Source organism: Streptomyces sp. NPDC047453 (genome assembly GCF_040643155.1).
Classification (GTDB): domain Bacteria; phylum Actinomycetota; class Actinomycetes; order Streptomycetales; family Streptomycetaceae; genus Streptomyces.
Map to the genome: position 1 here is coordinate 81198 of NZ_JBEYTS010000022.1, position 20855 is coordinate 102052.

16 protein-coding genes and 1 pseudogene are annotated in these 20855 nt (G+C 72.3%); 13 read left to right on the top strand and 4 right to left on the bottom strand.

Annotated elements, in window-relative coordinates:
• Positions 1-3 precede the first annotated feature (3 nt).
• Complete coding sequence (locus tag ABZ818_RS20815; RefSeq protein ID WP_361416357.1) at positions 4-2940, bottom strand: tetratricopeptide repeat protein; 2937 nt, start codon at positions 2938-2940, stop codon at positions 4-6.
• Positions 2933-4807, bottom strand: a complete 1875-nt coding sequence (locus ABZ818_RS20820) for an HSP90 family protein (RefSeq protein WP_361416359.1) — start codon at positions 4805-4807, stop codon at positions 2933-2935. Before ABZ818_RS20820 ends, ABZ818_RS20815 begins: the two co-directional genes overlap by 8 nt.
• A 164-nt stretch (positions 4808-4971) precedes the next feature.
• Between ABZ818_RS20820 and recG the strand changes: the two genes are divergently transcribed.
• The 8 genes from recG (at position 4972) to mutM (ending at position 12441) form a co-directional block, all read left to right on the top strand.
• Positions 4972-7191, top strand: coding sequence for an ATP-dependent DNA helicase RecG (gene recG / locus ABZ818_RS20825; RefSeq protein ID WP_361416361.1), 2220 nt, complete (start codon positions 4972-4974; stop codon positions 7189-7191).
• 66 nt (positions 7192-7257) lie between these two features.
• Positions 7258-7845 carry a 16S rRNA (guanine(966)-N(2))-methyltransferase RsmD gene (gene rsmD, locus ABZ818_RS20830; RefSeq protein ID WP_361416363.1) on the top strand — a complete coding sequence of 196 codons (588 nt, stop codon included), beginning with the start codon at positions 7258-7260 and terminating at the stop codon, positions 7843-7845.
• Positions 7842-8351: a pantetheine-phosphate adenylyltransferase gene (gene coaD / locus ABZ818_RS20835; protein ID WP_361416365.1), complete on the top strand. Its 510-nt coding sequence runs from the start codon at positions 7842-7844 to the stop codon at positions 8349-8351. Before rsmD ends, coaD begins: the two co-directional genes overlap by 4 nt.
• Positions 8352-8467: 116 nt before the next feature.
• Positions 8468-9604, top strand: coding sequence for an ATP synthase F0 subunit B (locus ABZ818_RS20840; protein ID WP_361416367.1), 1137 nt, complete (start codon positions 8468-8470; stop codon positions 9602-9604).
• Positions 9605-9736: 132 nt separating this feature from the next.
• Positions 9737-10399, top strand: coding sequence for a YceD family protein (locus ABZ818_RS20845; protein WP_361416369.1), 663 nt, complete (start codon positions 9737-9739; stop codon positions 10397-10399).
• Positions 10400-10401: 2 nt separating this feature from the next.
• A complete protein-coding gene (rpmF, locus tag ABZ818_RS20850; RefSeq protein WP_003951102.1) occupies positions 10402-10575 on the top strand; it encodes a 50S ribosomal protein L32 in 174 nt (57 codons plus the stop codon).
• A gap of 7 nt (positions 10576-10582) precedes the next feature.
• A complete protein-coding gene (gene rnc / locus ABZ818_RS20855; protein WP_361416371.1) occupies positions 10583-11413 on the top strand; it encodes a ribonuclease III in 831 nt (276 codons plus the stop codon).
• Positions 11414-11556: 143 nt separating this feature from the next.
• Positions 11557-12441, top strand: a complete 885-nt coding sequence (gene mutM / locus ABZ818_RS20860; RefSeq protein ID WP_361416374.1) for a bifunctional DNA-formamidopyrimidine glycosylase/DNA-(apurinic or apyrimidinic site) lyase — start codon at positions 11557-11559, stop codon at positions 12439-12441.
• Here mutM and ABZ818_RS20865 read toward each other — a convergent pair.
• Positions 12414-12806 (bottom strand): helix-turn-helix domain-containing protein, encoded by a 393-nt coding sequence (locus tag ABZ818_RS20865; RefSeq protein WP_361416377.1) that lies wholly within the window; start codon positions 12804-12806, stop codon positions 12414-12416. The two genes, mutM and ABZ818_RS20865, sit on opposite strands and share 28 nt — an antisense overlap.
• Positions 12807-13329: 523 nt before the next feature.
• On the opposite strand from ABZ818_RS20865, the gene ABZ818_RS20870 reads away from it, so the two are divergent.
• Positions 13330-13986 (top strand): DUF5701 family protein, encoded by a 657-nt coding sequence (locus ABZ818_RS20870; protein ID WP_361416380.1) that lies wholly within the window; start codon positions 13330-13332, stop codon positions 13984-13986.
• An 11-nt stretch (positions 13987-13997) separates the two neighbouring features.
• Positions 13998-14260: pseudogene (locus ABZ818_RS20875) on the top strand (tyrosine-type recombinase/integrase); the annotation flags it as partial.
• Between the two features lie 32 nt (positions 14261-14292).
• On the opposite strand, the gene ABZ818_RS20880 reads toward ABZ818_RS20875, so the two are convergent.
• The gene (locus ABZ818_RS20880; protein WP_361416383.1) at positions 14293-15429 is read right to left on the bottom strand and encodes a CAP domain-containing protein; all 1137 of its coding nucleotides are present in this window, start codon (positions 15427-15429) and stop codon (positions 14293-14295) included.
• A gap of 169 nt (positions 15430-15598) precedes the next feature.
• On the opposite strand from ABZ818_RS20880, the gene ABZ818_RS20885 reads away from it, so the two are divergent.
• The 3 genes from ABZ818_RS20885 to ABZ818_RS20895 all read left to right on the top strand — a co-directional run bounded on the left by ABZ818_RS20885 (position 15599) and on the right by ABZ818_RS20895 (position 20565).
• Positions 15599-15880, top strand: a complete 282-nt coding sequence (locus ABZ818_RS20885) for an acylphosphatase (protein WP_361416386.1) — start codon at positions 15599-15601, stop codon at positions 15878-15880.
• A 381-nt stretch (positions 15881-16261) separates the two neighbouring features.
• Complete coding sequence (locus ABZ818_RS20890; protein WP_009190853.1) at positions 16262-16465, top strand: hypothetical protein; 204 nt, start codon at positions 16262-16264, stop codon at positions 16463-16465.
• A 242-nt stretch (positions 16466-16707) separates the two neighbouring features.
• Complete coding sequence (locus ABZ818_RS20895) at positions 16708-20565, top strand: AAA family ATPase (RefSeq protein WP_361416390.1); 3858 nt, start codon at positions 16708-16710, stop codon at positions 20563-20565.
• Positions 20566-20855: the final 290 nt, after the last annotated feature.

A 20855-nucleotide genomic window follows, 5' to 3' on the forward strand; every position in this document is an offset into this window, starting at 1 on the left:
GCCTCAGTCCTCGGATCCCTCCTCGAGGGCTCGCAGGAGTCTTTCGGCTTCCGTGCGGCGGGAAGGCGTCCTGCCGTCCTCCTCGTCGGCGTCCTCGAAGGCCGCCAGCACGGCACGCGCGCGTGTGGTGGCCTCTGCGGGGCGGCCCAGGTCGGTCGCCAGCCGGCCCGCGGCGAGTTCCGCTCCGGTCCGGTCGTGCAGGGCGGCCGGACCCAGCAGGGCGAAGGCGGCGATCGCCTGCTCCAGCCTGGACAGGGCCTCCTCGGACGCGGCCCCGTCCCCTTCGTCCTCCGCGCTGTCCGCGAGCAGGTCGCCGAACTGCCGGTGGGTGTGCCCGAGTTCGGCGACCAGCCGCTGCCGCGCCGCCGTGTCGTCCACCGCGTCCAGCGCCGCCTCGCACTCGGTGACGGCGGCCAACATCAGCTCCCGCGCCGCGTCCAAGCCGGCCTCGGTGCCCAGCGCCAGCCACGCGCGTGCGCGCAGGGCGCGGACCAGACCGTGCACGTCGCCCAGGGAGCGCCACAGGTCGCCCGCGCGCGTGTAGGCACGGTCCGCCTCGTCGTGCAGCCCGGCCCGGCTCAGCGACTCGGCGGCCAGATGGGCGAGGGTCGCGTGGTCCTGCTGCTCGGGCCAGTGCCGGGCGGTCTCGGCGGCCTGGAGCCGGCGTTCGGCCGCCGCACGGTGCTCCCCGAGCTCGCTCAGACAGTCGCCGAGCCACCACTGCGTCTGTACGACGGCCCCGTCGCCGTGCGTCCCGGCGGACAGGTCGGGCAGCGCGGACTCCAGCACCTCGGCGGCCTCCGCCCACCGCCCCAGCCGCAGCAGCAGACCACCGAGCTGCTGCCGGGCCCAGGCCCCGAGCGCCGGCCCCTGGTCCGCCTCGTCGGCCCAGTGCGCCGCCTCCAGGGCGTGTTCCGCCGCCTCCTCGGTCCGGTCCAGGCCGCCGAGCACCTCGGCGAGCTGAAGGTGCAGCTGTGCCCGGCCCACGGCCTCCAGATGCGTCCCGCCGTGCTCCAGGGCCGCCCGCAGCGCCCGCTCGGCGCCCTCCGGATCGCCCAGGTGGTGCGCGAGCGCCGCCAGCCGGGCCTCGTACTCCACCGCGAACCACGGCAGGCCCGCCCCGACGTACTCGGCCGCCGCCCGCGCGAACAGCTCCGCGGCCCCCCGGAGGTTCCCGGTGCGCGCGGCTGTCTCGGCGAGCATCGCCCGTGCCTCGGCCGCCCGGGAGGCGAGCCGCACATCGTCCCCGGCGTGCCCCTCCACGAGGGCCAGGACCTCGCGCGCGGCCTCCTCGGCGGCGGACAGCGTCCCCGGGTCCACGGGCCCTTCGGCCTCGTACACCGGCCGCATCAGGATCCGCGCCCGTCCCATCACCACGGACGCGGCCTGCCGTACGCCGGTGCCCTCCTCGGCGTACAGCGCGAGGACCCGCTCGTAGGGTTCGGCGACCGCGGCGAGCGCCCCGTCCACGTCGCCGGTCAGCGCCCTCACGTAGGCCGCACGCGAGCGTGCCGCCAACGCCTCGCCCGGATCGCCCGCCCGCGCGTACAGCTCGGCGGCCCGCTCGAACAGCGCGTCGCCCTCGGGGCCCCGGTCCATCGCCTCGTGGTCGGCGATCTCGGCCAGGTCCCGGGCCTCCAGCTGGACGCCCTCCGCGGCGCGCGCGACCGCCGCCCACGCCTCCACGGCGTGCGGCCGCAGGGTGTCCGACAGCCGCCGCGCCTTCGCGATCAGCACGGGCAGGTCGGCTTCTTCGGGCGCCGCCGCTTCGGCCGCCGCCTCAACGGTCCCGCGCACGGCGGGAGCCGGAGCGACGCCGGCGGTCCGAGCCGTGCGCACACCCAGCGGCAGCCGGTCCACCAGCGGGCGCCGCGCCATGCGCGCGCGTGCCCACTCGCCGACCCGGGACGTGCCGTTGCGTTCGTCGAAGCGGGCCGCCAGAGCCGACGCCTCCGCGCGCGCGTGCACGGCGAGTTCGCCGGCCGTCCAGGCACGCCCCGCCGGACCGGGCACCGCCTGCCCGTCCCGCCCCAGCTCGACCAGCCGGTCCATCAGCAGGGCCGCCACCGCCAGGAAGTCCAGCCTGCCGAGCGGGTTGCCGTCGTCCGTGAAGTACGCCGGCCGCTCGGCCAGCAGCTCCAGGGCCCGCGCCTCGTTGCCGGTCAGCGCGCAGAACTCCACATGGTCGGCGTAGGCGTCGCGCATGCTCTCCATCGGCCGCACCAGCCTCAGGCCCCGCAGATGGTGGGCGCGCGCCTCGTCGAGGCGACCGAGCCGCAGCAGCGGCAGCAGCGAGGAGGCGAGGACGCCGTGCGGCTCGTGGGCGCAGGAGAACTCGCCGTCCAGCACCGGCCGCCACAGCTCGACCGCCTCCGCGTCCCGGCCGCACTCGGCCTGCCACTGGCCCTGGTCGTGCAGTTCGCAGGCGTGGCAGTCGGCCATGCTGTCCCGGTCGGCGGCCAGCCACTCCGCGTACGCCCGTTCCGCCCGCGCGAGGTCCCCTATGTGCCGGGCGACGCTGAACTCGGCGCTGCGCACGGCGCGTTCGGAGTGGCCGGCGAGCCGGTAGCGGTGCTCCATCTCGCCGAGCCACTTCTCGACGGCGGCCAGCGGGATGTGCGGCTGGCGCAGCATGCCCGCCGACATCCACTTGAAGACCCAGTGCAGCGAGTGGGTCTCGTACTCGTCGAAGTCCTCCGGGCGTTCGTCCCACATGCGCAGCAGCCGCGCGAACGGGACGAACATCCTGTCCTTCTCGGAGCTGTAGTTGTAGACCTTCAGCTGGTGTCCGAGCGCCTCGATCACGGCGAGCGGGATGTTCAGCCTCTCGGCCTCGGCGAGCAGCCGCTCCGCGCGCGCGTTGCGGGCCGGGCCCTCCGGCCGCGCGCCGTTGGCCGCCATCTCCCGGCGCAGCGAGTCGAAGTCGGTGATCTCACTCATCGGTGGCCGTCCCCGTCGCGTCGGTGCCGCTGTGCGTGGCCCACTCCAGCAGGCCGATGAACGCCCGGTTCAGCAGCGCCGAGTCCGCCGGCCGCAGCGGGCGCTGCGCCATCAGCAGCGCCTGCCCGTACAACGACTCGGTCGCCGTGCCGATCAGCTCCGGGTCGCCCAGCGAACCGATCCGGCGGATCAGCGGGTTGAGGTGGTTGAGCACCAGACGGGCGCGCGGGGCGCCGCCCCGCAGCGAGCCCAGGATGCCCGCCCACAGGTCGTCGGCCTGCGCCTCGGCCTCGGCGCGGGCCTGCTCGTGCCGGGCCGCCCGGTCGTCCAGGTGCAGCGCCGGCACGGACAGCGGGTGGAAGGCGCGCAGTACGACGTCGCAGCCCAGCGGGTCCAGCCGGTCCCGCGCGGCCGCCAGGAAGCCCGACAGGGCCAGCTCCTCGGCCGGATCGACGGAGTCCAGGTGCGCGGTCACGGTGTCCGCGTCCAGCTCGGCGACCATCGTCCCCGGGCGTACCGACGGCAGCGCCTCGACCAGCTCGCTGTCGTAGGTGTAGCCGCCGTTGACGACGCCGATGCCCTGCGCGGAGGCGATCGGCGCGACCTGCCGGTACTCCTCGACCGTGCGCGTGAAGTGCACGACGGGGTGCCGCTGCGCGAACTCCTCCAGGGACAGCCGCCCGTCGGTCGTCTCGAAGGGCAGCCACGGCAGCATCGTGCGCAGCATCTCCGTGTCGTGCCGGGCCAGGGACTTCACGCCCAGGAAGTGCACCGAGAGGAACGCCGCCAGCCGCTCCGCATCGCCGGCCGCGAGAGAGGTCAGCCAGGACCGGATCCGCTCCCCGAGCGCCTCGCGCACGGCGGCCAGCGTCTCGTCCTCGTACAGCGACTCCCGCGAGGCGGTGGGCCGCAGGCTGTCGGTGTCGAGCACGCAGCGCACGAAGAACGCCCAGTCGGGCAGCAGTTGTTCCGCCCGCTCGGTCAGCAGCATGCCCTTCAGGTGCACGCGGTGACCCGCCCGCTGCGCCGGGCTGACCGCCGACGGAAGCACGTACGCCACCCCGCGGATCCCGGCCAGCGGTACGTCCAGGCCGATGGTGTCCAGCGGGGTGAACCCGAACGCCTCGTGGCAGTACCGGGCCAGGGCGACCCGGCGGGCCGCGGGGGAGGGGTACGCCCGGTCCCAGGGCGCCGGCAGGTCGGTGACCGGCTCCTCGCCCACCCGCACGTCGTACGGCAGCAGCGACCCGAAGTCCCGTGCCAGGGCGAGCACACGCTGCTCGGTGAGCCACTCGCCCGCCCCGGCCCGGGCCTGGAGGTACACGGTGGTGCCGGGTTCCGGGCGGGCGGAGTCCGGGAGGGTCCGCACGGTGTACGAGCCGTCGTCGCGTGCCGTCCACTCCACGGGCGGGGCGTCGGGTGTACGGGCGCTGCGACTGACCACCCGGATCCGCTCGGCCACCACGAAGCAGGCCAGCAGGCCGATGCCGAACTGGCCGAGGAAGTCCGAGCGCGCCTCCCGCAGGCCGTCGGCCCGCTTGGAGCTGCGGCCGATGGTGGCCAGCAGTTCGTGCACGTCGGACTCGGTGAGACCGACGCCGGTGTCCTCCACCCGCAGGATGTCGCCGTCCGCGAACAGCCGTACGCGCGCGGGGGCGCCGGGCTCCTCCGCGCGCCGGGCGGTGATGGCGTCCACGGCGTTCTGGAGCAGTTCGCGAAGGTAGACCTTGGGACTGGAGTACAGGTGGTGCGAGAGCAGGTCCACCAGACCCCGCAGATCGACCTGGAACATATGGGCCGAGTCGGGCCGGCGGGACGACTGTGGTGAGAGGGATGCCTGTGTTGACTGTGAGATCTGGAAGTCCATCGTCGCAGCGCCGGTGGGGGGACTTCGCGTCGGCGCGGGGTAGGGCGGCACCTGTGAGGCGGCTGCCGCGGGGATGGCCGGAGCACGTCATCCTAGGCCCGGACGGACCGGCTGACCAGGGGTTTCCCGGGAGGTCTACGGCATTGTCGGTGCCGTGGTGTGCAATGGATCTCGTGCCCGCACTGCAAGAACCACTGAAACAGCCACTGAAGTCAGTGCTCGGCCCCGCCACCGCGAAGGTGATGGCCGAGCACCTCGGCCTGCACACCGTCGGCGACCTCCTGCACCACTACCCGCGCCGGTACGAGGAGCGCGGCCAGCTCACGCACCTCGCCGACCTGCCCATGGACGAGCACGTCACGGTGGTCGCCCAGGTCGCCGACGCCCGCCTGCACACGTTCGCCTCCGCCCGCGCGCCCCGCGGCAAGGGCCAGCGCCTGGAGGTGACGATCACGGACGGCAGCGGCCGGCTCCAACTGGTCTTCTTCGGCAACGGCGTGCACAAGCCGCACAAGGAACTCCTGCCGGGCACGCGCGCGATGTTCGCGGGCAAGGTCTCGGTCTTCAACCGGCGGCTGCAACTGGCCCACCCGGCGTACGAGTTGCTGAAGGGCGAGGACGGAGAAGCGGTCGAGAGCTGGGCCGGCGCCCTCATCCCGATGTATCCGGCCACCGCCAAGCTGGAGTCCTGGAAGATCGGCAAGGCGGTCCAGACCGTCCTGCCCAGTGCCCAGGAGGCGCTCGACCCGCTGCCCGAGTCGCTGCGCGCGGGCCGCGGCCTGGTCACCCTCCCCGAGGCCCTGCTCAAGATCCACCGCCCGCACACCAAGGCGGACATCGCCGACGCCCACGCCCGCCTGAAGTGGGACGAGGCCTTCGTCCTCCAGGTCGCCCTCGCCCGCCGCCGCCACGCGGACACCCAACTCCCCGCCGTCGCCCGCGTAGCCGTCCCGGACGGACTCCTGGCAGCCTTCGACGACCGCCTCCCCTTCACCCTCACCGAGGGACAGCGGAAGGTCTCCCGCGAGATCTTCGCCGACCTGGCCACCGAGCACCCGATGCACCGCCTGCTCCAGGGCGAGGTCGGCAGCGGCAAGACCCTCGTCGCCCTGCGCGCCATGCTCGCCGTCGTCGACGCGGGCGGGCAGGCCGCGATGCTCGCGCCCACCGAGGTACTGGCCCAGCAGCACCACCGGTCGGTCACCGAGATGATGGGGGAGCTCGCCGAGGGAGGCATGCTGGGCGGTGCCGAGCACGGCACCAAAGTGGTCCTCCTCACCGGATCCATGGGCGCCGCGGCCCGCCGGCAGGCCCTGCTCGACCTGGCCACCGGCGAGGCGGGCATCGTCATCGGCACCCACGCGCTGATCGAGGACAAGGTCCAGTTCCACGACCTGGGGCTGGTCGTGGTGGACGAGCAGCACCGGTTCGGCGTCGAGCAGCGCGACGCCCTGCGCGGCAAGGGCAGGCAACCCCCGCACCTGCTGGTCATGACCGCCACGCCCATTCCGCGCACGGTCGCGATGACCGTCTTCGGCGACCTGGAGACGTCCGTCCTCGACCAGCTCCCGGCGGGCCGCTCGCCCATCGCCAGCCATGTCGTCCCGGCCGCCGACAAACCGCACTTCCTCGCCCGGGCCTGGGAGCGGGTGCGCGAGGAGGTGGCGAAGGGCCACCAGGCGTACGTGGTCTGCCCGCGCATCGGGGACGAGGAGGACGACCCGAAGAAGGCCGCCGCGAAGAAGTCCGCCGAGGACGAGGCGGAGAAGCGACCGCCGCTCGCCGTGCTGGACATCGCGGGCCGGCTCGCCGAGGGCCCCCTGCACGGCCTGAAGGTCGAGGTGCTGCACGGGCGGATGCAGCCCGACGACAAGGACGCGGTCATGCGCCGCTTCGCCGCCGGCGAGACCGACGTCCTGGTCGCCACCACGGTCATCGAGGTCGGCGTGAACGTGCCGAACGCCACGGTGATGGTGATCATGGACGCCGACCGCTTCGGCGTCTCCCAACTGCACCAGCTGCGCGGCCGCGTCGGCCGCGGCGCGGCGCCCGGCCTGTGCCTGCTGGTCACCGAGATGCCGGAGGCGAGCGCCGCCCGGCAGCGGCTGAACGCGGTGGCCTCCACCCTCGACGGCTTCGAGCTCTCCCGCATCGACCTCGAACAGCGCCGCGAGGGCGACGTCCTCGGCCAGGCCCAGTCCGGCGCCCGCTCCAGCCTGCGGGTGCTCGCCGTCATCGACGACGAGGAGATCATCGCCGAGGCCCGAGAGGAGGCCGCCGCGGTGGTGGCCGCCGACCCGGACCTGGAGCACCTGCCCGGGCTGCGCACGGCGCTGGAGGCTTTGCTGGACGAGGAGCGGGAGCAATACCTGGAGAAGGGCTGACAGACTGGGACCGGCCGCACCCGAGCCGCCACCGACAAGGCCGCCACCGACAAGCAAGGACCAGACATGACCCGCGTGATCGCCGGCCGGGCCGGCGGACGCCGTCTCGCCGTACCGCCGGGCAGCGGAACCCGCCCCACCTCGGACCGGGCGCGCGAAGGCCTGTTCTCCACCTGGCAGTCCCTCCTGGGCGGCCCGCTGGACGGCGAACGCGTCCTGGACCTGTACGCCGGCTCGGGCGCCGTCGGCCTGGAGGCGCTGTCCCGGGGCGCCGGGCACACCCTGCTCGTGGAGGCCGACGCGCGAGCGGTGCGCACCGTCCGGGAGAACGTCAAGGCGCTCGGCCTCCCCGGCGCCGACGTACGGGCCGGCAAAGCGGAACAGATCGTCCACACGCCGCCCCCGGCGGAGCCGTACGACATCGTCTTCCTCGACCCGCCGTACGCGGTCTCCGACGACGATCTTCGCGAGATTCTGCTCACACTCCGCACCGAGGGGTGGCTCGCGGAGGGCGCCCTCGTCACCGTGGAGCGCAGCACCAGGGGCGGCGAGTTCACGTGGCCGCGAGGGTTCGACGCGATCAGGGCCCGTCGCTACGGCGAAGGGACGTTTTGGTACGGTCGCGCCGCCTCTACGTGCGAAGACGCACGATGACCGGACCGGAGAGCGAGGGATCTCAAGTGCGCCGCGCCGTCTGCCCCGGGTCGTTCGACCCCATCACCAACGGACACCTGGACATCATCGCCCGCGCCTCCCGTCTCTACGACGAGGTCTACGTCGCGGTGATGATCAACCAGTCGAAGAAGGGCCTGTTCGAGATCGACGAGCGGATCGACCTCATCCGGCAGGTCACCGCCGAGTACGGAAACGTCCGCGTCGAGGCCTTCCACGGCCTCCTCGTCGACTTCTGCAAGCAGCGCGACATCCCGGCCATCGTCAAGGGCCTGCGCGCCGTCAGCGACTTCGACTACGAGCTGCAGATGGCCCAGATGAACAACGGCCTCTCCGGCGTCGAGACGCTGTTCGTGCCCACCAACCCCACCTACAGCTTCCTGTCGTCCTCCCTGGTCAAGGAGGTCGCGGCATGGGGCGGAGACGTCTCCCACCTGGTGCCGCCGCTGGTCTTCGAGGCCCTCAGTCAGCGGCTGAAGAAGGACTGAGGCGGCTGACGGCCCGTCACCCGGTGTCCGGCGATCACCTCATGGACGTACAGTCGTCCCGTCCGTCTCCGACACATCGGTAGTCCAACACACCTGTAGAGAGTGGCGAGCACACGGTGGACGTGCAGAAGAAGCTCGACGAGATCGTGGCCACGGTCTCCGGCGCCCGGTCCATGCCCATGTCGGCGTCGTGCGTGGTCAACCGCGCCGACCTGCTCGCGCTGCTCGACGAGGTGCGCCAGGCCCTGCCCGGTTCCCTCGCGCAGGCCCAGGAGCTGATCGGCGACCGCGACCAGATGGTGCAGGAGGCCCGGCGCGAGGCCGAGCGGATCATCGAGGGCGCGCACGCCGAGCGCGGCTCGTTGGTCTCCGGCACCGAGGTCGCCCGCCGCTCCCAGGCCGAGGCCGACCGGATCCTCGGCGAGGCCCGGCAGGAGGCCGAGGAGGTCCGCGCCGAGGCCGACGACTACGTCGACTCCAAGCTCGCCAACTTCGAGGTCGTCCTCACCAAGACCCTCGGCTCGGTCGGCCGCGGCCGGGAGAAGCTGCTCGGCACCGGCCCCGGCCTCGACGAGGACGGCTACGAGGACGAGGACGCCCCCGAGCGCAGCCACGACCCCGAGACCCTGCGCCGCAACGCCGACGCGTACGTCGACGCCAAGCTCGGTGCCTTCGAGGCGGTCCTCGCCAAGACCCTGGAGGCCGTCGGCCGCGGCCGCCAGAAGCTGCACGGCCGCATCGCCACCGACGACCTCGGCGCCCTCGCCGACGACGCCACCACCGTCCAGCACTCCAGCGACGCCGACTACCTCGCCGACCTCGCGGCCCTGGCCGACGCCCCGGCGGCCCCGCGCTCCGCGGCGGCCCCGCCCGCCGAGCGGCCCGCCGCGCCGCAGTACGAGCCGCAGCCGGCCTACGGCTACCAGCAGCCCGAGCAGGGCGATCCGTACGGCGGCTACCAGCAGGGCTACGGCCAGCAGGACCAGTACGGCTACCAGCAGCCCGACCCCTACGCCCCCACCGCCGGCACCTCCGGCTACGCCCAGGCGGGAGGCGCCCCCTTCCAGGCCTACGACGCCCAGCAGCCGGCCGGCTACGACCCGAACCAGGCCCAGCAGGGGCAGCAGGACCCCCAGGACCACCACGGGTACGCGCAGCCGCAGGCCCACGCCCTCGACGAGACCAGCCTCTTCGACACCAGCATGATCAGCGCCGAGCAGCTGCGCGCCTACGAACAGGGTCGCGGCCTCTAGGCGGGCCGCCCGATTGGGCCGAGAGCGAAAGGTCAAGTATCCTGGCTCTTCGGTCGTGCATACGTCCGCGATCTGCGCTGCCCGGAACGCCACCGGGAAAGCGTCCCCCGAGTTCGGAAACCGAAAGCAGGAATGGCTCAGAACGCCCGCCTCGACCACCGCAACCCTCTTGTGTTCGACACACACGAGCTGGGGCGGCGGCCCGGCGCGCTGCAGCGCCAGACCCGCACGGTCCCCGCCCCCAGGGACCTCGGTCTCCAGGGCGTCGTCGGAGTGCCGGAAGGCGCCCCGGTGGAGCTCGAACTCCGGCTCGAGTCGGTCATGGAAGGGGTGCTCGTCACAGGCACCGCCCGTGCACAGGCCGAGGGGGAGTGCGTAAGGTGTCTGGAGCCGCTCGAGCTCGAACTCGACGCGGACTTCCAGGAGCTGTTCTCGTACCCCGACGCCGACGAGCGGGGCCGTGCGATCGCACGGTCCGACGAAGACGCCGCCGACGACGAGGACGACGAGGACAGGCTCTTCCTCGAGGACGGACTCTTCGACCTCGAACCTCTGCTGCGGGATGCGGTGGTGCTCGCACTGCCGATGCAGCCGGTGTGCCGGGAAGACTGCGCTGGTCTGTGCTCCGAGTGCGGAGCGCGGCTCGTGGACGACCCGGACCACCACCACGACGCCGTCGACATCCGTTGGGCGGCTTTGCAGGGACTCGCCGGCACCATGAAGGACGGCGAGAAGGACGAGATGAGCGGCGGCGCGCCTCGATCAGCACGCGCCGACGAGAAGCAGGAGAAGTAGCCGTGGCTGTTCCGAAGCGGAAGATGTCGCGCAGCAACACGCGCCACCGCCGGTCGCAGTGGAAGGCTGCGGTCCCCACCCTGGTTGCGTGCGAGCGCTGCCACGAGCCCAAGCAGCAGCACATCGCGTGCCCGTCGTGCGGCACCTACAACAAGCGCCAGGTCCTCGAGGTCTGAGCGGCTGGTGAGAGGCACTGTGTCCACTGCCAAGAAGGCGGAAGGCGCCGAAGCGGGCAATCGCCGACGCGCAGGTGCTCCGTCGGACAACACGGCCTCGTCCCACACGCTTCTGGAAGGGCGGCTCGGCTACAAGCTCGAGTCCGCCCTTCTGGTGCGCGCGCTGACCCACCGTTCCTACGCGTACGAGAACGGCGGTCTGCCGACGAACGAGCGGCTGGAGTTCCTCGGTGACTCCGTCCTCGGCCTGGTCGTCACGGACACGCTGTACCGCACCCACCCCGACCTGCCCGAAGGCCAGCTGGCCAAGCTGCGGGCCGCGGTGGTCAACTCGCGTGCGCTGGCGGAAGTCGGCCGTGGCCTCGACCTGGGCGCCTTCATCCGGCTCGGCCGTGGTGAAGAGGGCACGGGCGGCCGGGACAAGGCATCCATCCTCGCCGACACCCTGGAAGCGGTGATCGGCGCGGTCTACCTCGACCAGGGCCTCGACGCGGCCTCCGAACTGGTGCACCGCCTGTTCGACCCGCTGATCGAGAAGTCCTCCAACCTCGGAGCCGGCCTGGACTGGAAGACCAGTCTCCAGGAACTCACCGCGACCGAGGGGCTCGGTGTCCCCGAGTACCTGGTCACGGAGACCGGCCCCGATCATGAGAAGACCTTCACTGCTGCCGCCCGCGTCGGAGGCGTCTCGTACGGCACCGGCACCGGCCGCAGCAAGAAGGAGGCGGAGCAGCAGGCCGCGGAGTCCGCGTGGCGGGCCATCCGGGCCGCGGCGGACGAGCGTGCCAAGGCGGTGGAGTCCTCCGACGGCGCCGATGAGGCGCCGGCCTCCGCCTGAGAACCGGGAAACCGAGCACGGCTGTCCGGCGGTCCTCCGCCAGGCCGTGCCCAGCAGAACGCGACCGAGCGCCCGTCCCCGCCCCGGGGCGGGCGCTCGGCCCGTGACGGCCGCACCGGCCGCGATGTGTGAACGGGGAAGTCATGCCCGAGCTGCCCGAGGTCGAGGTCGTACGGCGCGGACTGGAACGGTGGGTCGCGCACCGGATCGTCGCCGGCGTCGAAGTGCTGCACCCACGTGCCGTACGCCGCCACCCGGCCGGCGCGGAGGACTTCGCGCACCGCGTCCAGGGCCACCGGCTCGGTCTGCCCAGCCGCCGCGGCAAGTACCTGTGGCTGCCCCTCCAGGACAGCGGCCAGGCGATCCTGGCCCACCTCGGCATGAGCGGCCAGCTGCTGGTCCAGCCGCTGAGCGCGCCGACCGAGAAGCACCTGCGCATCCGGGTCCGCTTCGCCGACACGCCGACATCAGCCGCTTCCGCGGCGGAGGCCACCGAACTCCGCTTCGTCGACCAGCGCACCTTCGGCGGCCTGTCGCTGCACGACACCACCCCCGACGGGCTGCCCGACGTCATCGCGCACATCGCCCGCGACCCCCTCGATCCGCTGTTCGACGACGAGGCCTTCCACCAGGCCCTGCGCCGCAAGCGGACCACCATCAAACGGGCCCTGCTCGACCAGTCCCTGATCAGCGGCGTCGGCAACATCTACGCGGACGAGGCCTTGTGGCGCACCCGCGTCCACTACGAACGCCCCACCGCGACCTTCACCCGCCCCCGCACGGCCGAACTCCTCACCCACGTCCGGGACGTGATGAACGAAGCCCTCGCCGTCGGCGGCACCAGCTTCGACAGCCTCTACGTCAACGTCAACGGGGAATCCGGCTACTTCGACCGCTCCCTGGACGCCTACGGCCGCGAGGGCCTGCCCTGCCGCCGCTGCGCCACCCCGCTGCGCCGCCGCCCGTGGATGAACCGCTCCAGTTACTACTGCCCGAAGTGTCAGCGGGCGCCGCGCGTGGCGTCGTAACGGTCGCGTGCCGCCAGGACGTCGTCCATGCGCCCCTCCACGCAGTGGATGAGGGCCAGCAGCCGCTCGGCGACCTCGCGGCCCAGCGCCGTGAGCTCGTAGTCCACCCGGGGCGGGTTGGTCGGCTGGGCCTCGCGATGCACCAGGCCGTCCCGCTCCAGCGCCTGGAGGGTCTGGGACAGCATCTTCTCGCTCACACCGTCGACACGGCGGCGCAGCTCGTTGAAGCGGAACGAGCCCTCGTACAGAGCGCTCAGCGCGAGCCCGCCCCAGCGCCCCGTGACATGCTCCAGCGTGCCGCGCGAAGGGCAGGCCCTGGCGAACACGCTGTAAGGGAGGTCGTCCTGGGTCTGTGGGGTGCTCATGACCCAAGCGTACTCGCGCACAGCGCTAACCGTCAGGTGGCGCTAACCAGGAGTCAGCCCCACCTGACGATCCACCGGACGGGTCCCGCCAGTGCCCGAGCTGGTGCGCGTTCGCCGGCGGGCTGCTGCTCTGGGAGGACACCGAGGACGATTCAGTGGTCCCCGGCCAGATGCGCACGGTCAGCCGTGAGGAAGTCCCGCGACTGTTTGGGCTCCTTGCTGCAGGCGACATCGCCGGCACCGGGCATCTCATGTCGGTGCCGGCGGGTATGGTCCGGCTGCGATCAAGCATGGGTTTGGGGAGGGGCTTTGAGAGCGAAGAAGGGTCTGTTCGTGGACGCCGACAACGACGTGCCGGACCAGTTGCAGCGGGTGAGGCCAGCGCACCTGGCGCGGTCGACAGGCCAGAGCAGGGCCCGTCGTCGCTGTGTGGCGGTTGTTTCGGTCCACGCGCGGATCGTCGCGGTAGCGGCCACGTTCTTGCTGGCTGCAGGGTGCGGCATGCTGGACGACCCCCGTGCCCGTGCCCGAAGCCGTTTCCGGTGACGCTGTGACTCCGCTTCCGCCGCTCGCCGCCCAGGCCGAGTGCCTGATCGGGCTCGGGGTGCCCGAGCTCGCCGGGATATCCGCCGCCGAGCTGCGGGCCTTCGCCGAGGGCGCCGAGGTCGGGGACGGCGGCGTCCTGCTCGCCGTCCACCCGGACCGGGCCCCCGCCTCCGCCCTCGCATCGCTGCTCCGTCGCGAGGGCAAGCCCGGCTTCGTCGTTGTCGACATGCCCGACGTCGACCAGTTCGTGCCCCACCACGCCGAGTTGCCCGACGCGCCCCTCTACCTCGTCACCGGCCTCGACCGCGGCGACCACATGGCCAACTGGAGCCCGGACGAGGCCCTGCCCGCCCTCACCAAGGAGGACCGCACCCCGCTCGTGCTCACCGAGGGCATCCACTGGCTGCTGCAGCAGCCTGAGGTGCTGGAGCGCAATCACTGCTTCATGACCATCGCTTCGCGGCTACGCAAGGCCAACGGCGCCCTGGACGCCCGCACCCCGGCGATCTGGATCAGCAACGGCACCGGTCGGGACGGCCGCGAGCGGCGCGACGCCCCCAAGGTGGGCTGGTGCTGGTGGAACAACCGGCACACCTGGCTGGGCTTCGGCTCGGCCACCGGCCGCCGCCCCTAGGCGATCGCGTGTGGCGGCCTGCTCTTCGCACTGCGGACGTGGAGACCGGGAGGGACAACGGCATGCACGCGCTGAGGCACTTCTACGCCTCGGTGCTCCTGGACGCGGGGGAGAGCATCAAGGCCCTCAGTGAGTACCTGGCCACCATGACCCCGGCTTCACGCTGCGCACGTACACGCACCTGATGCCGACCAGCAAGACCCGCACCCGGGCCGCCGTGGATCGCGTGTTCCAGGACGACGAACCTACGGAAGACGGCCCCGAGACGGCCCAGGAGCGGGATTATGCCTCTGACCTGCGGTTATCTCAGTACCCGAAGTCCTGCGTCCACCACGGACCGCCGGAGCCGAAGTGCACACCGACGCCGAGGGTCTTGAAGTCGCAGTTCAGTATGTTGGCGCGGTGGCCGGGGCTGTTCATCCAGGCGTCCATCACCGCCGCCGCGTCGGCCTGCCCGCGGGCTATGTTCTCGCCGCCGAGGCCGGTGATGCCGAGCTTCGCCGCCCGGTCCCACGGCGAGGCGCCGCTGGGATCGGTGTGGTCGAAGAAGTTCTCGTCGGCCATGGCCTCGCTGTAGTCCTGGGCGAGGCCGGCGAGGGCGCTGCTCGCCGTCAGCGCGCTGCACCCCACCTTCGTCCGTTCCTCGTTGACGAGCCTGAGCACCTCGGCCTCGACGGCGGCCTGTGTGGAGACGGCGGTCGGGGCCTGGGTCTTCGGCGGTGCCTTGGTGGCGGTCTCGGCCGGCGCGGTCTCCGGCTTCTCCGGCGCCGTGGTCGGCTTCGCCTCCGGCGCCTTCGTGGGTGTGGCCGACGCCGGGTCCGCGTCCGGCGCGGAGGCCGGGGCCGACTCGGAGGCGGACCGCTCCGGTGACGTGGACCGGTCCGCGTCGCGGCTCGTCGCGGAGCCCCGGGAGGTGCCGCCCGGGTCGGCGTCGGCGCTGCCGGAGGTGCCGCCCTGCGGGCTCTCGCTGTTCGTCGGCGAGCCCGCGGCCTGCACCTTGTCGGCGCCGCCGTTCGGGCCGCCCAGCTTGTAGTTCTCGAGGCCGGGCACCGCGCCGGTGGCGACCGCGACGGTGCCGAGGGCGACCGCGGCGGAGACCCCGAGGAGCCCCGTGCGGACCGGTGTCGCGGCCTTCTTCTTCCGGCGGTGCCCCCGCTCCCGCGGTCCGTCCGCCGGGCTGAAGCCCTCGGAGGGGAAGACCACGGTGGTCCTGGCGTGCGCGGCGCCGTCGTCGGTGTCGAAGAGGTACTCCTGGGGCCTGGTGCGGGGGTCGGCGTACAGATCCGGGTTCAGGTAGGGCGCGATGCCCAGGCGGCCGTCGTCGTCCTGCGGGTGGCTGTCCCACGGATCACGGTCCCGCTCGTACGAGCCGTGCGTCCGACTGTCCCCCGTGGCGCGGCCCGTGGCGGCGCGGCCGGCGTCCGAGCGTCGGTGGCGTCCCATGTGCTGGCCTTCCTCGTCTCTCTCTGTCGACGCGCGCCCTGAGCCGACGCGGTCAACCCAACTCACTCAATGGAGTGAGTTTCAGATGAGATTCATTGGATCGGGACGGTACCGCATGGCGCGAGAGGCGGAGGTGCCCCGAGAGACATTGGCCGGTTAGGTTGCACCCATGAGCGAGGATGTTCGACTGGTCGCCTGGGTCCGCGGACGAGTCCAGGGAGTGGGTTTCCGCTGGTTCACCCGGGCCAGGGCGCTGGAGATCGGGGGCCTGAGCGGTTTCGCCCTCAATCTCGGGGACGGGCGTGTGCAAGTGGTCGCCGAGGGGGCCCGCGAGGGGTGCCAGAAGCTCCTGGACTGGTTGCAGGGCGGCGACACGCCCGGACGTGTGGACGGTGTCACGGAGATCTGGGACACACCGCGCGGTGGGTACGACGGCTTCGCCATCCGCTGATCGTGTGGCGCGGCGCGGGTCCGCCGGCGGCGGCGGAAACTGCCACAGGCATCTGCCCGGAGGGAAAAGGAGCAGGTGGTTGCCAAGAAACGCGCGGCGTGGGAGGCTCCGCTCAGCAGGATGATCCGCACGCCCCGAGGGGCCCGCAGGAGTCGCAGCGCCACCTGGTTTCCGGTCGCGCGCCCCCGGGACGCCCATGGATACGGGGCGTGATCGTGTTGACCGTCAAACTTTTTGGTGAGACGCTAAAAGCCCGCGCACCTTAGCTGTTTGGCATGGATGAACGGCACCACAACTCAGGCAGTGCCAAGCACCACGGGTGCGAATCCCTCACGACCCACACCGCTTCGGTCGGTCACTCAGTGTGGAGGACCATCCATCATGGCAAAGGCGCTTCTCGGTTACGTCGGCGGCTCCGACCCTCGACTCCTCGCCGAGATGCGACGGCTCCAGCAGCGCGTCCAGGACCTGGAATCCGAGCTTGTGCGGATCCAGGCGGAGAACGACGCCCTGACGGCTGCCGCTTCTCACGACAGGATCATGGAGCGAGTCGACGCACACCAGGCGGAGCCTGCGCTCACCTGATCACTGCATCGCACAACGACACAGTGGTTGGGCTGCCCGTCAACCGCTCAGTTGTCAGAGTTGCAAGGGACGCTTCGGCGTCCCTTCCTTCTTTCCCCCGCCCTTCTTGCCCCGCCTTTGCTGCCCCCGCGCGTCCTTTCACCGTCTTTAACTTTTGGTGTGCCCTGCATATTCAAAGGTGAAACCGCGAGGTTGCGGGGGTTCGTGGAGTGGGGTACCGACGGCCGGTAAAGTCCGGCGGCGTGCACCTCAAGGCCCTGACCCTCCGCGGGTTCAAGTCGTTCGCCTCGGCGACCACGCTCCGGTTCGAGCCGGGGATCACGTGTGTCGTCGGGCCGAACGGCTCGGGCAAGTCCAATGTCGTGGACGCGCTCAGCTGGGTCATGGGCGAACAGGGCGCCAAATCGCTGCGCGGCGGCAAGATGGAGGACGTCATCTTCGCCGGCACCACCGGCCGTCCGCCGCTCGGCCGCGCCGAGGTGTCCCTGACCATCGACAACTCCGACGGGGCCCTGCCCATCGAGTACGCCGAGGTCACCATCACGCGGATCATGTTCCGCAACGGCGGCAGCGAGTACCAGATCAACGGCGACACCTGCCGGCTGCTCGACATCCAGGAACTGCTCTCCGACTCCGGCATCGGCCGCGAGATGCACGTCATCGTCGGCCAGGGCCAGCTCGACTCCGTCCTGCACGCCGACCCCATGGGCCGCCGCGCCTTCATCGAGGAGGCCGCGGGCGTCCTCAAGCACCGCAAGCGCAAGGAGAAGGCGCTCAGGAAACTGGACGCGATGCAGGCCAACCTCGCGCGCGTGCAGGACCTCACCGACGAACTGCGCCGCCAGCTCAAGCCGTTGGGACGGCAGGCAGCGGTCGCGCGCAGAGCCGCGGTCATCCAGGCGGATCTGAGGGACGCGCGCCTGCGGCTTCTGGCCGACGACCTCGTCGGCCTGCGCGAGGCCCTGAAGGCCGAGGTCGCCGACGAGGCGGCCCTGAAGGAACGCAAGGAAACCGCCGAGCAGGAACTGAAGAAGGCCCTCCAGCGCGAGGCCCTGCTGGAGGACGAGGTGCGCCGGCTCGTCCCGCGCCTCCAGCGCGCCCAGCAGACCTGGTACGAACTGTCCCAGCTCGCCGAACGTGTGCGCGGCACGATCTCGCTCGCCGACGCGCGTGTGCACAGCGCCACCTCCGCGCCACCCGAGGAGCGGCGCGGCCGCGACCCCGAGGAACTGGAGCACGAGGCCCAACGCGTGCGCGAACAGGAAGCCGAGCTGGAGGCGACCCTGGAGGCGGCCCAGCGCGCCCTGGACGACACCATCGGCCACCGCGCCGAGCTGGAGCGGGAACTGGCCGTCGAGGAGCGGCGCCTGAAGGACGCGGCCCGCGCCATCGCCGACCGCCGCGAGGGCCTGGCCCGGCTGGGTGGCCAGGTGAACGCGGCACGTTCCCGCGCCGCCTCCGCCCAGGCCGAGATCGAGCGGCTGGCCGCCGCCCGGGACGAGGCCCAGGAACGGGCCGTCCACGCCCAGGAGGAGTACGAGGCGCTCAAGGCCGAGGTCGACGGCCTCGACGCGGGCGACGAGGAACTGGCCGGGCGGCACGAGGCGGCGAAGGCGGCACTGGCCGAGGCGGAGGCCGCCCTCACCGCCGCCCGAGAGGCGGTCACCGGGGCCGAACGCAGGCGGGCCGCGACCCGGGCCCGGCACGACGCCCTCGCCCTGGGCCTGCGCCGCAAGGACGGCACGGGCGCCCTGCTCGACGCCAAGGATCGCCTCACCGGCCTGCTGGGCCCCGCCGCCGAACTCCTGACGGTCACCCCCGGCTACGAAACCCCCCTGGCCACCGCCTTCGGTACCGCCGCCGACGCCCTGGCCGTGACCACCCCCTCCGCCGCCGCCGAAGCCCTCCGCCTGCTGCGCAAACAGGACGCGGGCCGAGCCGCCCTGCTCCTCGCGGGCCCCGCACCCGAAACCCCCACGACCGGAGCACCCACGCCGTCGGGCGAAGCACTCCCGAGCGCCCCGCAGCCCGCGCCGACGGCGGCCCCGACGACGCCCACCACCTCGCCGGGCACGCCGGACGCCCCCCGACCGGCCGAGGCCACGACCTCCGAGGCCTGCGCCGGTCCGTCCGCGGCCGGAGGCGTGGCAGCCGCCGACGCGGGTGGGAGCGGCGCCGCGGGAGCTGGGTCCCCCGTGGCCGGTGGGCCGGATGGTGCCGCTGCGGGGTGGGGTGGGTCCGAGGACCGTACCGGCGGTGCGGCGGGCGCATCCGTCACCACCGGCACCCCCGTGTCCGGGCACCCCTTCGCCGCCGAGTTCGTGCGCGGTCCCGCCGAGCTCATGCCCGCCGTGCGGTGGCTGCTGCGGGGAATCGTCGTGGTGGGGACGCTGGAGGACGCGGAGGATCTGGTCCTCGCCCGACCCGAGCTGACCGCCGTGACCGGAGAAGGGGATCTGCTCGGGGCGTACTTCGCACAGGGCGGCTCCGCGGGGGCGCCCAGTCTGCTGGAGGTGCAGGCCTCCGTGGACGAGGCCGCCGCCGAGCTGGAGCGGCTCGCCGTGCGGTGCGAGGAGCTGACCGAGAACCAGCAGCGGGCCGCCGAGCGGCGCGGCCGGTGCACGGCACTGGTCGAGGAGCTGGGGGAGCGGCGACGGACCGCCGACCGGGAGAAGTCGGCCGTCGCCCAGCAACTGGGCCGGCTCGCCGGGCAGGCGCGCGGCGCCGCCGGGGAGGCCGAGCGGTCCGCGGCCGCCGCCGCCCGCGCCCAGGAGGCCCTCGACAACGCCCTCCAGGAGGTGGAGGAACTCGCCGAGCGGCTCGCCGTGGCCGAGGAGACTCCGATCGAGGAGGAGCCCGACACCTTCGCACGCGACCGGCTCGCGGCCGACGGCGCCAACGCCCGCCAGACCGAGATGGAGGCCCGCCTCCAGGTCCGTACGCACGAGGAACGGGTCAGGGGGCTGGCCGGCAGGGCCGACTCACTGGACCGGGCTGCCCGCGTCGAACGTGAGGCACGCGCGCGTGCAGAGCAGCGGCGCGCCCGGCTGCGCCACGAGGCGGAGGTCGCCTCGGCGGTCGCCTCCGGCGCCCGGCAGCTGCTGGCGCACGTCGAGGTCTCCGTGGCCCGCGCCGAGGAGGAGCGGGCCGCCGCCGAGGCCGCCAAGGCCCGGCGCGAGCAGGAGCTGACCGCCGCCCGCACCGAGGGCCGGGAGCTCAAGGCCGAACTCGACAAGCTGACCGACTCGGTCCACCGGGGCGAGGTGCTCGGCGCCGAGAAGCGGTTGCGCATCGAGCAGCTGGAGACCAGGGCACTGGAGGAACTCGGGGTCGAACCGGCGGGCCTGATGGCGGAGTACGGGCCGCACCAGCTCGTCCCGCCCTCGCCGCCGGCCGAGGGCGAGCAGCTGCCGGAGGACCCGCAGCACCCCCGCAACCGGCCCCGTCCCTACGTGCGGGCCGAGCAGGAGAAGCGGCTGAAGGCCGCCGAGCGCGCCTACCAGCAACTCGGCAAGGTCAACCCGCTGGCCCTGGAGGAGTTCGCGGCGCTGGAGGAACGCCACAAGTTCCTCAGCGAGCAGCTCGAGGACCTCAAGAAGACCCGCGCCGACCTGCTCCAGGTCGTCAAGGAGGTCGATGAGCGCGTCGAGCAGGTCTTCACCGAGGCCTACCGGGACACCGCCCGCCAGTTCGAGGGCGTCTTCGGCCGGCTCTTCCCGGGCGGCGAGGGCCGGCTCGTACTGACCGACCCCGACAACATGCTCACCACGGGCGTGGACGTCGAGGCACGTCCGCCGGGCAAGAAGGTCAAGCGGCTCTCTCTGCTCTCCGGCGGCGAGCGGTCGCTGACCGCCGTCGCGCTGCTCGTGTCGATCTTCAAGGCTCGTCCGAGCCCCTTCTACGTCATGGACGAGGTCGAGGCGGCCCTCGACGACACCAACCTCCAAAGGCTGATCCGGATCATGCAGGAGCTTCAGGAGGCCTCGCAGCTGATCGTGATCACGCACCAGAAGCGCACGATGGAGGTCGCCGACGCGCTCTACGGCGTCTCCATGCAGGGCGACGGTGTGTCGAAGGTCATCAGTCAGCGCCTGCGTTAGCACTGCGTCAGCGCCCCGGCACGTGCGGTGCCGGGGATCCCGCGTGCCTCCGTCACTTCGGGGTAGACGGAACCGTGTCCGCAGCTTGACTACAACACTTGATTCAAAGTCCAGGACTGTCCATGGTGGATGGTCGCTGATTGCCCCCAGAAGGGGTGATATTGACTTCGATAGATGAAGCCATAATCTCTGTGTCGTAGTTTTTGTCTTCAGATCTCATCATCTGGAGGGGCTGATCTCCACCCCGGCAGTGCTGCCGGTGTGCCCGAGGAGTACACGTGACCACAACG

What these genes read in the sequence shown, in the direction of transcription:
- recG (WP_361416361.1), top strand. Translation starts at nt 4,972, where the DNA reads ATGGATCTCGTGCCCGCACTGCAAGAACCACTGAAACAGCCACTGAAG.
- ABZ818_RS20885 (WP_361416386.1), top strand. Translation starts at nt 15,599, where the DNA reads ATGAGCGAGGATGTTCGACTGGTCGCCTGGGTCCGCGGACGAGTCCAG.
- ABZ818_RS20820 (WP_361416359.1), bottom strand. Translation starts at nt 4,807, where the DNA reads ATGGACTTCCAGATCTCACAGTCAACACAGGCATCCCTCTCACCACAG.
- ABZ818_RS20890 (WP_009190853.1), top strand. Translation starts at nt 16,262, where the DNA reads ATGGCAAAGGCGCTTCTCGGTTACGTCGGCGGCTCCGACCCTCGACTC.
- coaD (WP_361416365.1), top strand. Translation starts at nt 7,842, where the DNA reads ATGACCGGACCGGAGAGCGAGGGATCTCAAGTGCGCCGCGCCGTCTGC.
- ABZ818_RS20880 (WP_361416383.1), bottom strand. Translation starts at nt 15,429, where the DNA reads ATGGGACGCCACCGACGCTCGGACGCCGGCCGCGCCGCCACGGGCCGC.
- rsmD (WP_361416363.1), top strand. Translation starts at nt 7,258, where the DNA reads ATGACCCGCGTGATCGCCGGCCGGGCCGGCGGACGCCGTCTCGCCGTA.
- ABZ818_RS20865 (WP_361416377.1), bottom strand. Translation starts at nt 12,806, where the DNA reads ATGAGCACCCCACAGACCCAGGACGACCTCCCTTACAGCGTGTTCGCC.
- ABZ818_RS20815 (WP_361416357.1), bottom strand. Translation starts at nt 2,940, where the DNA reads ATGAGTGAGATCACCGACTTCGACTCGCTGCGCCGGGAGATGGCGGCC.
- mutM (WP_361416374.1), top strand. Translation starts at nt 11,557, where the DNA reads ATGCCCGAGCTGCCCGAGGTCGAGGTCGTACGGCGCGGACTGGAACGG.
- ABZ818_RS20845 (WP_361416369.1), top strand. Translation starts at nt 9,737, where the DNA reads ATGGCTCAGAACGCCCGCCTCGACCACCGCAACCCTCTTGTGTTCGAC.